The organism is Pseudoalteromonas shioyasakiensis (assembly GCF_001550135.1).
Lineage (GTDB): Bacteria > Pseudomonadota > Gammaproteobacteria > Enterobacterales > Alteromonadaceae > Pseudoalteromonas > Pseudoalteromonas shioyasakiensis.
Window position 1 is genome coordinate 148,042 of record NZ_LRUE01000021.1, and the last position, 15,101, is coordinate 163,142.

Annotated in this window: 11 protein-coding genes and 1 tRNA gene; 6 read left to right on the forward strand and 6 right to left on the reverse strand. The window is 42.6% G+C overall.

The window, feature by feature from the left end:
• Window positions 1–51: 51 nt before the first annotated feature.
• The gene (locus tag PASHI_RS16325) at window positions 52–1,197 is read right to left on the reverse strand and encodes an acetyltransferase domain-containing protein (protein ID WP_062566363.1); all 1,146 of its coding nucleotides are present in this window, start codon (window positions 1,195–1,197) and stop codon (window positions 52–54) included.
• Window positions 1,187–3,271, reverse strand: coding sequence for a TonB-dependent siderophore receptor (locus tag PASHI_RS16330; RefSeq protein ID WP_062566364.1), 2,085 nt, complete (start codon window positions 3,269–3,271; stop codon window positions 1,187–1,189). The genes PASHI_RS16325 and PASHI_RS16330 overlap by 11 nt, the downstream gene beginning before the upstream one ends.
• A 178-nt stretch (window positions 3,272–3,449) precedes the next feature.
• Between PASHI_RS16330 and PASHI_RS16335 the strand changes: the two genes are divergently transcribed.
• Window positions 3,450–3,914 (forward strand): energy transducer TonB family protein, encoded by a 465-nt coding sequence (locus PASHI_RS16335; protein ID WP_054563006.1) that lies wholly within the window; start codon window positions 3,450–3,452, stop codon window positions 3,912–3,914.
• Window positions 3,915–3,999: 85 nt separating this feature from the next.
• On the forward strand, window positions 4,000–4,245 hold the full coding sequence (locus PASHI_RS16340) for a DUF3297 family protein (protein WP_171037140.1): 246 nt from the start codon (window positions 4,000–4,002) through the stop codon (window positions 4,243–4,245).
• A 60-nt stretch (window positions 4,246–4,305) separates the two neighbouring features.
• Here PASHI_RS16340 and PASHI_RS16345 read toward each other — a convergent pair whose 3' ends face one another.
• From PASHI_RS16345 to PASHI_RS16355, 3 genes are read right to left on the reverse strand one after another with little or no spacing between them, the layout of a single operon-like run.
• Window positions 4,306–4,707, reverse strand: a complete 402-nt coding sequence (locus tag PASHI_RS16345) for a MerC domain-containing protein (protein WP_054563008.1) — start codon at window positions 4,705–4,707, stop codon at window positions 4,306–4,308.
• A gap of 45 nt (window positions 4,708–4,752) precedes the next feature.
• Window positions 4,753–5,220: a Fur family transcriptional regulator gene (locus PASHI_RS16350; RefSeq protein ID WP_055198507.1), complete on the reverse strand. Its 468-nt coding sequence runs from the start codon at window positions 5,218–5,220 to the stop codon at window positions 4,753–4,755.
• A complete protein-coding gene (locus PASHI_RS16355; protein ID WP_062566365.1) occupies window positions 5,217–5,720 on the reverse strand; it encodes a ZrgA family zinc uptake protein in 504 nt (167 codons plus the stop codon). Before PASHI_RS16355 ends, PASHI_RS16350 begins: the two co-directional genes overlap by 4 nt.
• 138 nt (window positions 5,721–5,858) lie before the next feature.
• Here PASHI_RS16355 and PASHI_RS16360 point away from each other — a divergent pair, with 138 nt between their 5' ends.
• From PASHI_RS16360 to PASHI_RS16370, 3 genes are all read left to right on the forward strand, one after another.
• Entirely contained in the window at window positions 5,859–8,273 is a 2,415-nt protein-coding gene (locus PASHI_RS16360) for a TonB-dependent receptor (RefSeq protein WP_062566366.1), read from the forward strand.
• A 28-nt stretch (window positions 8,274–8,301) separates the two neighbouring features.
• The gene (locus PASHI_RS16365; RefSeq protein WP_062566367.1) at window positions 8,302–9,687 is read left to right on the forward strand and encodes a hypothetical protein; all 1,386 of its coding nucleotides are present in this window, start codon (window positions 8,302–8,304) and stop codon (window positions 9,685–9,687) included.
• 157 nt (window positions 9,688–9,844) lie between these two features.
• Window positions 9,845–13,060, forward strand: a complete 3,216-nt coding sequence (locus PASHI_RS16370; protein WP_082710965.1) for a S41 family peptidase — start codon at window positions 9,845–9,847, stop codon at window positions 13,058–13,060.
• Window positions 13,061–13,156: 96 nt separating this feature from the next.
• Here PASHI_RS16370 and rtcR read toward each other — a convergent pair whose 3' ends face one another.
• Window positions 13,157–14,749, reverse strand: coding sequence for an RNA repair transcriptional activator RtcR (rtcR, locus tag PASHI_RS16375; RefSeq protein ID WP_244269409.1), 1,593 nt, complete (start codon window positions 14,747–14,749; stop codon window positions 13,157–13,159).
• Window positions 14,750–14,998: 249 nt separating this feature from the next.
• Here rtcR and PASHI_RS16380 point away from each other — a divergent pair.
• Window positions 14,999–15,069, forward strand: a tRNA-Ser gene (locus PASHI_RS16380).
• Window positions 15,070–15,101 lie beyond the last annotated feature (32 nt).

Consider the following 15,101-nt stretch of genomic DNA (forward strand, 5'->3'; position numbering starts at 1 on the left):
TAGGATAGTAAGTAGGTAATGCCGATATGCTTAGCATATCGGCATTTTTCGTTATAAATACTTTAACCAAGGCTTGTTAGCCTTACGCTTGTATTCACTAAACTTCTTGGTTGGCCAATAAAGCCCTACAGCCAACAACAAAGTAATAAACCATATACCTGATATATCACTGACTCCTAAATATTGCCCTTGATTTGCCCCCCAGATCAGCATGCCTATTTGATACATAAATAGCAGTACATAGAGGTGGAAAATATAAAAGAACATAGGCACAGAGCCATATACACGTAGCCCATTAGTAAAGCGGTTGAGTGGTCTTTCAAATAACCACAAGCCTACAAACATGCCTGCTAACGTGATCAGCAAAAAGCTCAGTGATGGTGGGTACTTAGTCACGTTAAACACCGACATCATGGTTTCGGTTGTAGTGCTAAACGTTTGCCACGGCAAGGTTTCACCATAGATATTAAAACCACGCAGCAGCGAAAATAATCCCACACATAACAGGGCTAACAGTAGTAATGCTCGTTTACGCGAATCTGCCGATTGGGTGTGCGCATATAAAGGACCTGCACAGTAACCCAATAAGATAACGCCAACCCAAGGCAGCACTGGGTAGCTAATTTTGACGTCGATTAAACCGCCTTGTGATAGATAGCCTCGGTCATGCAAAATCGTCCACAGCGAGTAACCAAACTCATCGGGCGTAAAGCTGATTGGAGTCAGTAAGTTGTGACCAAATACAATAACTAAACCAAGCACCAGCAATAGGTTGCGTGGCAGCTTAATCAATGCTGCTAACACCAGCATACAAAGGCCAATCGCCCACATCACTTGTAGCCAAATGGTGTGATAGTAACCCATCCACGAAAAACAAATCAGTGTCACTTCGAGGGCGATTAAAAAAAGCCCTCGCTTGATTAAAAAGCTTCGTGCTGAGCGCGCCACGCCACTTGCTGGGTGACTATAAAGCCACGCCGACAAACCGGTTAAAAAGATAAAGGTTGGTGCACAAAAGTGCGCGGCAAAGCGGCTCCAAAACAGCCCCGGCGAAGTTGTATCAACCACCATGGGATCGGCCACCTGCATGTGCAAGAAAAATCGCTCTCGCACATGATCAAGTAGCATCAGCAGAATAACGACACCACGCATGATGTCGATACTGTGAATACGGCTTTTAACTTGCTCAGAAGTCATAACTTACGCCAAGTTTAAATTGCGTCGGCGCCCCTGGGTAGGCCCACAATGCATTGTAAGAACTAGCAATATACTGCTCATCAAACACGTTATCGACATTTAATGATACCGTAGTACGTTCAGCCGCTCGCCATTTAGCAAATAAACCAACAGTTTGGTAACTCGGTAAACGGAAGGTAAGATCAGCTGGGTCGCCCAAACGGTCAGACACATATTGATAATGACCACCAATCTTTATGTCTTGTGCGAATACACTTAGGTCATGGTTTAAGCCAATCGAAAGGTTATTCTTTGGTACGTTCACAAGTGGGCTACCTTTAGGAATTGGCACTAACCAATCAACATTTAGACTGTCTGTTGCAGTCTCTGCATCAACATAGGCATAAGATAGGTTGTACTCGGTATTGTCACCCAATGAACCTGTTAAATCTAACTCAAAACCTGTGCTATTTGCTTTACCTACAGGTGTTGAATAACCCACATTTACTGGATCTGCCACCAGCATGTTGCTCTTGCTTGCATCAAAATAAGCAAGCGTACCGCTGATATTGGCGTAGCTAAATTTAACACCCACTTCAAACGAGTCACTTTCTTCAAAACCGAATGGATTACCTTCTGCATCGGTGCCACTCAGTGGTAAAAAGCCTTCTGAATAGCTTGAGTAAAGGTTAATGTCGTCATTAAGTGCGTAAACCACACCAAAACGTGGACTAATGCGGTTTTCTTTGCTGTTTGATGCCACACCAGACTTAGTTTCAAAGATATCTTGCTCAATTTCATCAAAACGCAGACCTAACATCACTTTTAAGTTATCGGTTAGATCTAGTTGGTCTTGCAGGTAAATACCGTACGCATTTTGCTGTTCGTTATTTTCGTACTGCATGCCCACTTCAGGGCCTTCAGTAGTGCTGTACTCTGGTTCATAAATATCAATGGTGTAAGTGCCATTACCACCACGGTAGCGATAAAGCCCAGTGCGCAGCTCATAGTCGTAACCGTCAACACCAATCAATACATGGTTGGTGATACCGGCAACATCAAAGTGACCGCTTAACTCAAAACGCAGCGATAAATCATCAGACTCATAGTCACGGTATCTGTGCTGGCGAGTTAAAGTTCTACCATCATCAAATAATGACTGACGCGATGGTGAAAGCTCAGCATCTGACGAATAACCCGTTAACGTTGCAGTACGGTAACTAGCACCTAATAACAAGCTCCAATCTTGGTTTAGCTCGTTGCTGTAATTTAATTGATGGCCGCGTGAGTGCACTTTGGTTGGTGCATCATTTGGGTTACCTAAAAAGCGTGACTCAGGTACGGTATCAAAATCACCATTTAACACCACAATACCGCGGTCATACATTTGCTGTTGATCAACATACTCAAACTCATAAGTCAGTGATGAGTTATCGTTGATTTGATAATAAAGCGAAGGCGTAATCACGAATTTGTCGTGGTGTACATAGTCTCTGAAGCTGTCACTGTCTTGCCATGCGCCATTGATACGAAATGCTAAATCATCGCTTAAACCATTAGTGTAATCACCTTGAATACGCTTGTGATCATCGCTACCGAACTCAGCTTGAAGTTGCCCTTGCTGATAAAACTGTGGCTTTTTAGTAATAATGTTTACTGTACCACCTGGCTCCGAACGGCCATAGAGTGCTGAGCCAGGTCCTTTTAATACTTCGATGTATTCAATGTTTGATACATCACGTGGGCCTGCAAAGCCGCGACCACCACTAAAACCGTTAACTAAGTACCCAGACGGCATATTTTCGTTACCTGACAAACCACGAATTGAATAGCTATCCCACAGCGCGCCACCATTATTCTTACGGGTAATACTGGCAGAAAAATCCAGTGCATCACGAAACTTAGTAATACCGTTATCAGTCATCATGTCTTTACTTAATGTGGTGATCGACTGCGGTAAATCTTTTGTTGGAATATCACCACGAAACGTCTGTTTATGTTCAATGGTGATCGTTTCGATATCGCTGTTATCAGCTGCATGTGTATTCGCTGCAAACGCCGCAGCTAAGGCTAAACTAAGAGTTGAGTACTTCATAAGGTCTGATTGTGAAAGTTAAGGGAAATGATTTGTTATAAAATAACACAAATAAAAAATAGGTTATAGTATAACAATACATTTATCCCTTAAATTTTAGCCAAGCCTCTAGTTTACAAAGATAATTTTTAACGCTAAATTTGGGGTAGATTAAAAAACAAACAAGTTAAGGAAAACTATGTATAAATCACTTTTAGCATTAACGCTCGTATGCGCATCAATCAGCTCATTCGCAAACCCTGATTTATCACGTAAATTTCCATTTGTTGATATTCAAGCGCAGGTACTCGATACCACTACAGATAAGCCTAGCTGGCAACGGCTGCCACCAATGCACCATGTACAATACCCGACAGGGCTGCTAAATCGACAAGGCAGTGGCTGCGCTATTGTCAACTTTCAGGTAACGCCAGAAGGCGATGTGAAAAACTTAAATATTGAAAATTCAGCACCTAAGCGCTTTAGTAAAGACGTTAGAAAGGCAGCAAGGCAAATAGTGAGAGACTGGCAATGGCCAGAGCGCACGGATGAACAAGTAATTGAGTTAACCATGCGTTTTGATTACTGCTTAACGCACGACTTCGATAAAAAGAGTGAAGCCGTTGCCATGTGCGTTGAGCATTCAGAACAAGCCTGCGAGTAAACAATAAATTTGCCGTGTAGATACTTGAGCCAATGCCAGCTATTGCCTACAATGGCGCACAATTTATTCAATGCAGATCGCAACTATGACTGATACACAAAAACCAGAATTACCAAACCAACTTTCTATCAATCCACGTAGTAAATTTTATGTGGAAGAAGTTTTCGAGCATGAAATTGGTGTAAAACTTAACGGCAAAGAGCGTTTTGACGTTGAAGAATATAATATCAGCGAAGGCTGGATCAAAGTCGCTTCTCCAAAAGCACTTGATCGCCGCGGCCAACCTTTACTATTAAAAGTAAAAGGCACTGTAGAAGTATTCTACAAGTAATTCAGTTTTGCTGAATTAGCTTGTTGGCCAACACAATGGTTGGTCAACAAGTTTATATCTTTACGAGCTTAGACACTCAGCCCCTCGTTTTTTCCCACACAAGCGAAAGTTAAACCAATGCCCGGTGACTACAAAGAGCGAACCCAATAAAGTAAGTACTTTTTCGCCAGCCTCACCAATAACATTTTCGCCAAGCAGCACCGCTGCAGACAACAACACCAGCCCTGCACCACCTAGCATCAATAATCGATAACGTTTATGTTTTTTACACCCTAAAAATAGTGCTAATAAGCTGCTTGGCAGTACCGCAACTAACATCCAAAAATGAAATTGCTCGTTACCTAAACCCAGTGCTGCAGCACTTGGTAATAAAACCAATAACACAGGCACAGCTAAACAGTGAATAGCACACATAGCTGATAACCCGATGGCAAACTTGTCCATTATTTCTTGTAATTTCACTGAATAATTCCTACAAAATTGAACACATGAATTATAAAAAGTGCATCAAGCAAGTTTTGCTTGGCACTCATTGCATACTCCCAACATTTCAAATTGCTTTGTTTGTGAGGTAAAACCTGCATCATCAAAATGCGGGAAAAGCTTTGCAACATCACTGTGTGAAACCGCTAAAGTCTCAACTTTTTGGCAATGACGGCAAATTAAAAACAAAGAAGTCTCACGCTTAAAAACCTCACTGTCGGTACCGTAAGCGATATATTTGTTAGCACTATTAAGCCTGCGAACAAGGTTTACCGACTCCAAAAAGCTCAAGATTCGATAAACAGACATAACAGATACACTTGAACTTGTGCGCAGCTTGTAGCAACTGGCCAATTCGTAGGCCGATAGCGGCACGTCTGTGGTTAGTAATATTTGCAGTATTTGCTTGCGCTGAATGGTGAACTTTCTGCCATGCTCAAGGCAAACCTGCTTCGCTTTATTAAGTGTGCTGGTTAATCGCTGTTTATTCATAGCGGCCACTCAATATAAGGTTTTGTTGCTGTCAGCTCTGCTATCCCTTGCGCTTGCTCTGTGATCCACTGTGCTTCGATAACAGATATTGCTTCAGCCCATGCAAATAAAGTAACTGTGACTTTAGAGACGGGCTTATCACAGCTAAACGAGTATTCAACTTCTAAGTCTTGATGTGCATGATGAGTGTGATGCTCAAATGGGTTTTCAAAATTTGCTTGAGTAAGCTTACATTCGCCGTTAAATGTCACTAACTGCTGTGAATTTGCTAATTGGGCTAACGTTTGTTTAATAGTTTGCTTTTGCTCAGCTGTTTCGGGCTGATGCTCAAAGCCAAAAATATCTCCAGCCGGTAAAATGAATTTAACCTGCCACTTGTCTTGATCATGAACCACAAAAAGCACTCCCTCACCATGTGAATGATGATGGTGTTGATGCCCTTGAGCTGAAAAGATACATCCAACCATAAAGCATATCACTGCTAATTTTGCTGCTTTCATAACCCCAATCACTCCATTTACCTCACTTTAAACATGCTGTTACAAAAAAGAATAAAACTCATTCATTGATTCACACTTGATACATTATAACAATTAAAGCACAATTGATACATTATAACATATCCATAATGGTGAATAATGAATAACATCTCAAGAGTGGCTGTCGTCATAGCAGCGTTATTACCAGCCAGTGTTTTGGCACAATCGATCAAAGGCGTTGTTTTAAATAACCAAGGTAAAGCGGTGGCTAATGCCACAGTTGACCTTGAAGGGTCTGATCAAAAAGTAACAACTAACGACAAAGGTGAGTTTGAAATCAGCGGCTTAAATAACGGCTTAAAAGAGCTACATATTTCAGCGCCAGGTTATGCTCACTTACATCGAGATATCACACTTGCCAATGACCAAGACCACAGCGCAACCTTTAATCTAAAACGCTCACCGATTGAAGTGATTGATGTTGAAGCAACGCCGATTCATATGTCGGCAATGGAATCTGCCTCACCTGTTAGTGTGTTATCTGGCGAACAATTAAGACGCCAACAAGCATCAACGCTTGGCGATAGCCTCGAAAAGCTGCCGGGCGTTAACACAAACTTTCATGCCAAGGTTGCCAGTACGCCTGTGATCCGTGGTTTGAGCGGCCCACGTGTTTTAATTACGCAAAATGGCTTAGATGTAAGTGATGTGTCACGTGTTGGCCCTGATCACTCAGTGGCATCGGAAGCATCAACAGCGCAGCAAATTGAAGTATTACGTGGCCCAGCAACTCTTTTTTATGGCAGCGGTGCAATTGGTGGTGTCGTCAACGTAGTTGACAGCCGAGTACCAACAGACAGCACAACACGCGGTGAGTGGAACCTAGAACATAACTCTGTAGATGAGCAAAAAGTTGCTTCGTTTAATGCCACCACAGGGACAGAGTCATTTGCCTTTTATGCTGATGCATTCTGGCGTGAATCAGACGATTACGAAGTACCTGTTGCCGCCGATATTGACGACACAGAGCACAGCTCAAAGTACGTAGTAGAAAACAGTAATGAAGACTCAGATGGCTTTACTGTTGGTACTAGCTACTTATTTGAGCAAGGTTACCTTGGTGTTGCGGTTGAGCAATTTAACCGCCAATACGGTATTCCTGGCCATACTCATGGTGAAGAAGAAGAGCATGATCACGAAGAGGAGCACAGCGAAGAAGAAGCTGTTTTTGCTGATCTTGAACAAACCAAAGTCCAGCTACTTGGTGAATACAATATCGACAGTGAGTGGCTAAGCAAAATTAACTTACGTGCAGGCCACACTGACTACGAACACGCTGAAATCGAGCACGGTGCTGTAGGCACAACTTTCAAAAATGAAACCAATGAGCTGCGCGTTGACATTTTGCATAGCCAATTTGATGAGTGGAATGGTGGCGTTAGCTTTCATTACAAAAAAAGTGATGTAGAAGCACAAGGTTCTGAAGCATTCACCCCTCCTTCTGTTACTGAAAGTATTGCTTTTGCAATTATGGAAGAAAAGCACTTTGGCGATTTTTTAGTGCAATTAGGTGGCCGTGTAGAGCGAGTTACTATTGATGCTAATAATGTGCTGTTACCTGAGATCGACGCCCATGCACATGATGAAGACGGTGATGAGCACGATCATGATCATGACCACGAAGAACCCGGTTACACACGCGTATTTGATGTTGCCCAAGAGTTTACACCGGTCAGTTTATCAACAGGTGTGGTATGGGATTTTACACCGGGTTATAACCTAGGTTTATCGGTATCGCGTTCTGAGCGTGCTCCGTCTGCTTCTGAGCTGTTATCTTTTGGCCCACACATTGGTACTGCAACTTATGAAGTTGGTGCGCTATTCGACACTCATGATGGTCATTTTGAGCTATCAGAAGAGGCTATCGAATTAGAAACAGCAAATAATATCGACCTGACATTCCGTAAAACCGAAGGTGATATTGGCTTTATCTTCAATGCCTTTTACAACCAAGTAGATAACTATTATTACCAGATCAACACAGGCCTATACGCTGAAAGCGGTCATGATCACGACCATGGCGACGAACATAATCACGAAGAAGAGCACGATCATTCATCTGAACTACCGGTTTATTTATTTAAAACAGACGATGTGATTTTGCATGGTTTTGAAGCGCAAGTTGCTTGGCAGCTAAGCGACGAATTTAAAGTCGACTTATTCTCTGATTATGTACGCGCGCGCCTAAAAGACGGCGGAGATTTACCACGCACTCCACCACTGCGTTTTGGTACTGAGTTTAGCTATCAAACCGAAAACCTAACGGCAAATATTCACGTTACGCGCTACCAAGAACAAGACCGCATAGCACAAGAGGAAACCACAACAGACGGCTATACCCTTGTTGATGCCAGTATTTCTTATGATTTATCGGTACTGAACCAAGACCTATCGCTTTATTTAAAAGGCACAAATTTAACGGACACAGAAGCCCGCGTTCATAGCTCATTCTTAAAAAATATTGCACCACGTCCTGGGCGCAGTTTTGCGCTTGGTGTTCGCGGCTACTTCTAAAACAAAATTACAAATAAAGGAAACCTACATGACACACTTATTTAGATTAAAACTATTGGCACTAGCAATTAGTAGCACCCTGATCACCGCATGTGGTGACGCAGAAACAAATATTGTTGAGAAAGACCCTATCGAGGTTCCTGACGACAGTGGTGATGACCATGATCATGATGACGGTTATACCATTGACTCAATGGGCCGTTTAGCGGTTTTAGCAGCTGATAGCAACGAAGCGAATATCTTTGATTTAGATGACGACTCATTACTAGAAACGTTTTCGCTTATCCATGATTCAAGCTCACTAAATGTTTCACCAAGCTACCGTTATGCAGTTATTGCTAACCGCAGCCAAGATTACTTAGGCTTTATCGATGGCGGTTTATGGCGTGAAGATCATGGCGAGCATTTACATGATTATAAACAAGGCCCTGCATTTAGTGACTACGAGCTAACAACGGGCAGCCGCCCTACTCACATAGTTAAACATGATGGTCAAATGGCCGTGTTTTACGATGGTAATGCCGATGCAGGTACGGTTGCCTCTGTAGAAGTGTTAACCGATAACGACATTGCTAACGAAACAGAGACGCTTGCTGGTATTCAGTACGACATCAATATGCATGGTGTTGCAGAGCCACGTGGCGAGCACCTAGTTGCAACATTGCGTCGTGCGGATAGCGAAAGCACTTCAAACGCTAAAATCCTGCCGGATCAGGTGGGTGTTTTCCACCTTCATGACGGTGAATATGAGCTTGAACAAACATTTGAAGTTACTTGCCCAGATTTACACGGTGCAGCGCAAAACCATAATTATGTAGCATTTGGTTGTGGTGACGGTGTACTGGTAGCCCACCAACATGACGATGAATACCATGCAGAAAAAATCGCAAATATTGAAGCGGTTGGCGATTTGAGGATCGGTACTTTATATGGTCATGAAGCAAGCGACAGCTTTATTGGCGTTGCATCAGGCCACGGTGGCGGAGCCGCAGTTTTTGTAAATATCAATCCAAGCGAAGCTGAAATGGAAGTACTTGAGTGGCAACTTGATGAAGGCGCAAGTGCTGTATCTTACTCATTCTCAGCAAGCGGTGAGCACTTTTTAGTACTTGATAGCTTAGGCTTTTTAAACGTGCTTGAAGCCCATGAGCACGACGGCCACATGCACTGGGAACTTGCCGGTAAAGTAGATATCACTGAAGAAGACGTAACAATGATGCCAGAGGGCATGAACTTCAGCATGACTGTGTCACAAAATAGTGAGTTTGCTTACGTTGCTGACCCTATCGCTCAGCACGTACTTAAAGTACATATCGAAGACCTTGAAATTGAAGGTGATCTTGAAATGACTTTTGCACCAAGCGCCATCACTTGGTTAGGTATCGCAGAAGAAAGTGACGATCACGACCACTAAGAAGTTATGTTTTATGGTATGACATAGCTCGCAAAGGTTGGCATTTACTGCCAACCTTTTTTTATTCATATTTTGTAACAGACTTTCATCGCATCAGCATCGCTATTTGAAACTGAATAGTTATGATGTAACAGTTCCCAAAATAGGATGTAATCCCATGAAAAAACTAACAACGTTGGCACTGGCCATGGCTGCGACACTGGCACCTTGGGCATCAGCTTACGAAACAAAAGACACACGCTTACTGCGTTTTCCAGATATTCATAACCAAAACGTTACCTTTGTGTACGGTGGCGATATTTACATTGCTAATACGCAAACAGGCGAAAGCAAACGCTTAACTGACCATATTGGCTTTGAAACCTTCCCTAAGTTTTCACCTGACGGTAAACGCATTGCCTTTGCAGCCGAGTACAATGGCAGCCGCCAAATTTATGTAATTAACAGCGATGGTTCTGGCTTAAAGCAACTGACTTATTACAACGATGTTGGCCCAATGCCACCACGCGGCGGTTTTGATTATCGTGTTCTCGATTGGACACCAGATGGTAAAAATGTGGTATTTCGTGCTAACCGCACACCGTGGGGTAAGCGTATGGGTCGTCCATACATGGTTCCTGCTGACGGAGGCCTTGAGCAGGCTCTGGCTATTCCAGAAACCGGCGGCGGTATGCTTTCGCCAGATGGTAGTAAATATGTTTACACGCCAATTGACCGTGAATTTCGTACTTGGAAACGCACCCGTGGCGGTCGTGCACAAGATGTCTGGGTTTACGATCTAAAAAACAATACCTCAGAGCAGCTAACCACTAACCGCGCTACCGATCAGCAACCAACCTGGGTTGGCGACAACATTTACTTTGTATCTGACCGAGATTACACCCTTAACTTGTATCAATACCAAAAAGGCGCTGAGCCGAAAAAGCTAACCAACCATAAAGACTTTGACGTACTGTGGCCATCAGCTGGCCCAAATGCTGTTGTTTATGAAAATGGTGGTTACCTTTATCGCTTTGACCCAAAAACTCAAAAAAGTAGCAAGCTAAGTATTAACATTGCTGGTGTGCGTCAATACGCAATGCCGTACACAAAAAATGTGAGTGACTTTATCGACTCAATGTCGATTTCTCATGATGGTAAACGTGCACTCTTTACTGCCCGCGGTGAGCTATTTAGCGTACCGGTTAAACAAGGCCCAACACGTAACTTATCTTACACAGCAAAAGGCCGCGAAATTGACGCAAGTTGGTCGCCAAATGGCCGCTATATTGCTTATATGAGCGATGAAAGTGGCGAATACGAAATTTACTTAAAAGACCGCAGTAAAAATAATGCCACCAAGCAGCTAACCAGCAACGGAACTATTTGGCGTTTTACACCTATTTGGTCACCAGATAGCTCAAAACTGTTATTTGCAGATAAAAACCACACACTCTGGTGGATAGATGCAAAATCAGGTAAACAACACAAAATTGATACCAGCATCTACGATGAAGAAGGCATTCGCCAATATACTTGGTCGCCAAATAGCGAAGACATTGTGTATGTAAAAAACAATGAAAACCGCTATGCCTCGCTGTGGCACTACAATGTTGATAAAAAGAAAGTGACTCGCTTAACGGATGAAATGACCAATGAGCAAAACCCAACTTTCTCTCCTGATGGTCAATACCTGTATTTTAGTTCTGAGCGCGACTTTAACTTAGCCTTTAGCAGCTACGAGTTTGACTACATGTTTAATCGTGCAACGCGTATTTATGCCGCAGCCGTAAATGACAGCATCAAACCACTTATCGCACTACAAAGTGATGAAACAGCAATCGTAAGCGATAAACAAAAAGATGACGACAAGAAAGCGAAAAATACCCTGCAAAGCAGCGACTTTATGCAGCGCGTTACCGCTTTAAATGCGCCGGCTGGAGATTATCGCGGTTTAACGGCTGTAAAGGATGGCGTGCTAACACTGGCTAATGGCGGCCTACAATTGATAGGCACAGCTCACGACAGCGAGCTTGAAACCGTGGCTAAAGGGGTTCGTAGTTATACTATTTCGAGCAACGGTGAACACCTGTTAGTACATGCGGGTAACGATTACAGCTTAATTGAGCCAAAAGCAAAACAAGACCTAGCAGCGAATAAGCTAGATCTTAGTAACATGACCTTAAAAATTGAGCCACAAATTGAATGGCAGCAAATGTATGTTGAAGGCTGGCGTACATTACGTGATTGGTTCTACGATGAAAACCATCACGGCCAAGATTGGGACGCAATTTTAGCTAAGTATCAACCTATGGCTGATGCAATCTCACACCGTAGTGACCTAGATTACATTCTCAGTGAAATCGCAGGTGAAATTAACTCAGGCCACATTTATGTACAGTCGGGTGATATGCCTAAAGCAGAGCGTAAAAAGCACGGCTTATTGGGTGCAAAACTTGCCAGCGATCCATCTGGATACGTAAAAATTGAGCAAATCTTCCAAGGTGAAAACTGGCATGAAGACTTCCGCTCACCACTTGGCACAACAGGGGTAAAAGCACATAACGGCGACTACATCATTGCCGTAAATGGCCGCTCAGTAAAAGACGTCGCTAACTTCTACGAATTACTAGAGAACACTCAAGGTGAGCAAGTTGAGCTAGTCCTTAACAGTAAGCCGCGCAGCAAAGGTGCATGGCAAGTTACCGTTAAGCCTGTAGCCAGCGAGCAAGGTTTGCGTTATTTAGACTGGGTTAACTCTCGTGCAGCCTACGTTGATAAGCTATCAAATGGCCGTATTGGTTATGTTCACTTACCAAATACAGCCTACGAAGGTAACCGCGCCATGTTCAAAAACTACATGCCGCAAACCACCAAAGACGCCATGATTATTGATGACCGATACAATGGCGGCGGCTTTATTCCTGAGCACATGATCACTTGGCTTGCTCGTAAACCGCTTAACTACTGGAAGCGCCGCGGTGTTGAGCCTACGAAAACACCACAATTTGCTCATGATGGTCCAAAAGCCATGCTGATCAATGGTTACTCAAGTTCAGGCGGTGACGCTATTCCTTACTACTTCCGCCAAGCGGGGTTAGGTAAGCTTATTGGTACCCGTACTTGGGGTGGATTAATTGGTATTTCGGGTAACCCAAGCCTAGTAGATGGCGGCCAAGTTATCGCGGCAACATTCCGCATTTTAGATAACGATGGCAACTGGATCATCGAAAACGAAGGTGTCACCCCAGACATCAAGGTGGTTGATCGCCCAGAGCTAATCTACCAAGGTAAAGATCCATCGATTGAACGTGCCGTAGAAGAGCTATTAAAAGAGCTAAAAGACAACCCGAAAAAGCCACTCACCGTGCCACCAGCACCGACTGACTTTTAATTCTTAACTGGTTGTTAAAAAACAAAAAACCCCGCAGCAATGCGGGGTTTATTTTTAATTAAAAGAACTACCATTTAACTTGTATATACAAATAATTTAAGCTAAGTCAGACCATGCTAAATTGAATTTACGTAAGTATTTTTGTAATCGAGTTGAGTCATTGGCTTGTGCTTTTTTGGTACGACTCACATCAAATAATTCACGACCAGCTGAGGCCATGCTTGAATGCTGCTCACAGATACTAAGCACATAATTTAACTGAGCAATATCAAACTGATCTAAATTCGCTATTTGCTCTTCTGACAAATAGTGAGCAAGGCGATTAGACGCTTTAGGTTGCACATTAGATTGCCATGAGTCTTGTAACCGTGCGATTTCGTCATTAACATCAGTCACGGTAATACGCGAAGAGCTCGCTAAAGTACATAAACGAGTAATTGCAGAGCTTAAATCACGAAAGTTTCCCCGCCATACCGCTCGCTTCGACATAGCAAACTGCTCAAACAACTGCTTTGCTTCTTTATTGAATTGAATTCGCTGCCCGGTTTTTTGCTCAAATAAACCCATTTCATAGTCAATATTGGCAGGTATATCTTCTTTTCTGTCTTTTAATGCCGGTAACTGATAGCTCCACAAATTGATACGCGCTAATAAATCTTCACGAAACAGCCCTTTTTCGACTTCGGCTTTTAAATCTTTGTTAGTGCCAGCTATGAGTTGAAAATCACTCGCAACAGTTTGATCACTGCCCACTGGATGAAAGGTCTTATTTTCAATGGCATGTAACAGCATTGCTTGCTCTTCTAAACCAAGCTCGCCAATTTCATCTAAAAACAGCACACCATTATTTGCAGTGAGTAAGTAACCGCTTCGCTCTTTTTGAGCACCTGTAAAAGCTCCTTTTGTGTGGCCAAACAAAGCAGCCATGGCATTTTCACCACGTAATGTGGCGCAGTTAACCGACACAAGCTCACCTTTTAAAATGGCGCGCTTCTTTTTCAGTTTATAAATTCTCGTTGCCAACTGGCTTTTACCAGCTCCCGTAGGACCCGTCAGAAGCATAGGATCATCTGAACGAATAGCCACAACTTCAATCTGCGCAATCAACTTATTGAATGCACTGTTTTTAGTTTGAATACCGCCTTTTAAAAATGCATTACCTTCTAAATGCTCTTTATCAAAACGAGTGGCAAGTTGATCATATTTAGATAAGTCCAAATCAATAATTTGAATCTTACCTGTCGCTTTATTTTGATTATGCTTATTGGGTGATGTTTGAATTAAACGCCCAGGAAAATGACCACTCTCGGTTAATAAGAAAATACATATCTGCACAACATGGGTGCCAGTCGTGATATGAAAAAAGTAATCGTGCTGATCAGCATCAAAACGCTGTTGATGGCACCAATCATAAAGCTTGGCGTAAACCTCTTCAAAATCCCAAGGGTCTATAAAGTTAATATTTTCAAGGCATACCGTGGTTTCTGGGGAAACTGACTCAATATCTACTGCAACATTATTCGCTAAACGCGAGCTATGAGTATCATGCATCATATACAGCTTATTAACGATGAACTCTTCTTGACTACATAAACTGACATTGGGTCGCCATCTTGCCCAACGATCAACACGCTTACCCACATAGTCTAATTGAGTTCCGAGAATACTCACCACAATCGTACTTTTCAAAATATATCCTTATAGATAGAAACTGTATCTATTTAAATACCAAGTAACACTATCGTCAAGTACCTCATCACCCAACACAAACTACAAAAATATAATAAAAACATAAAAATCAGTGCGTTAGAAACTAAAAAACACTCTTTTTTAGTTGTGGCACAGCTCTTGGAATAGAGAAGTGTGATTAATTAGGAGTGATTCAAATATCACCCTGGTGCGTTACACACTGTGAACACGTATGCCTAATCACAAAACTATTAATGTAGCTCAGAGGTAGAGCAGCGAAATGATTTCGTCGGTCATGGGTTCGATTCCCATCTTAATACCATAAGTAGCTCAAACAGGTAGAGCACCAAAA

Coding starts and splice junctions, on each gene's coding strand:
- PASHI_RS16325 (WP_062566363.1), bottom strand. CDS start 1,197: ATGACTTCTGAGCAAGTTAAAAGCCGTATTCACAGTATCGACATCATG.
- PASHI_RS16330 (WP_062566364.1), bottom strand. CDS start 3,271: ATGAAGTACTCAACTCTTAGTTTAGCCTTAGCTGCGGCGTTTGCAGCG.
- PASHI_RS16335 (WP_054563006.1), top strand. CDS start 3,450: ATGTATAAATCACTTTTAGCATTAACGCTCGTATGCGCATCAATCAGC.
- PASHI_RS16340 (WP_171037140.1), top strand. CDS start 4,000: ATGACTGATACACAAAAACCAGAATTACCAAACCAACTTTCTATCAAT.
- PASHI_RS16350 (WP_055198507.1), bottom strand. CDS start 5,220: ATGAATAAACAGCGATTAACCAGCACACTTAATAAAGCGAAGCAGGTT.
- PASHI_RS16355 (WP_062566365.1), bottom strand. CDS start 5,720: ATGAAAGCAGCAAAATTAGCAGTGATATGCTTTATGGTTGGATGTATC.
- PASHI_RS16360 (WP_062566366.1), top strand. CDS start 5,859: ATGAATAACATCTCAAGAGTGGCTGTCGTCATAGCAGCGTTATTACCA.
- PASHI_RS16365 (WP_062566367.1), top strand. CDS start 8,302: ATGACACACTTATTTAGATTAAAACTATTGGCACTAGCAATTAGTAGC.
- PASHI_RS16370 (WP_082710965.1), top strand. CDS start 9,845: ATGAAAAAACTAACAACGTTGGCACTGGCCATGGCTGCGACACTGGCA.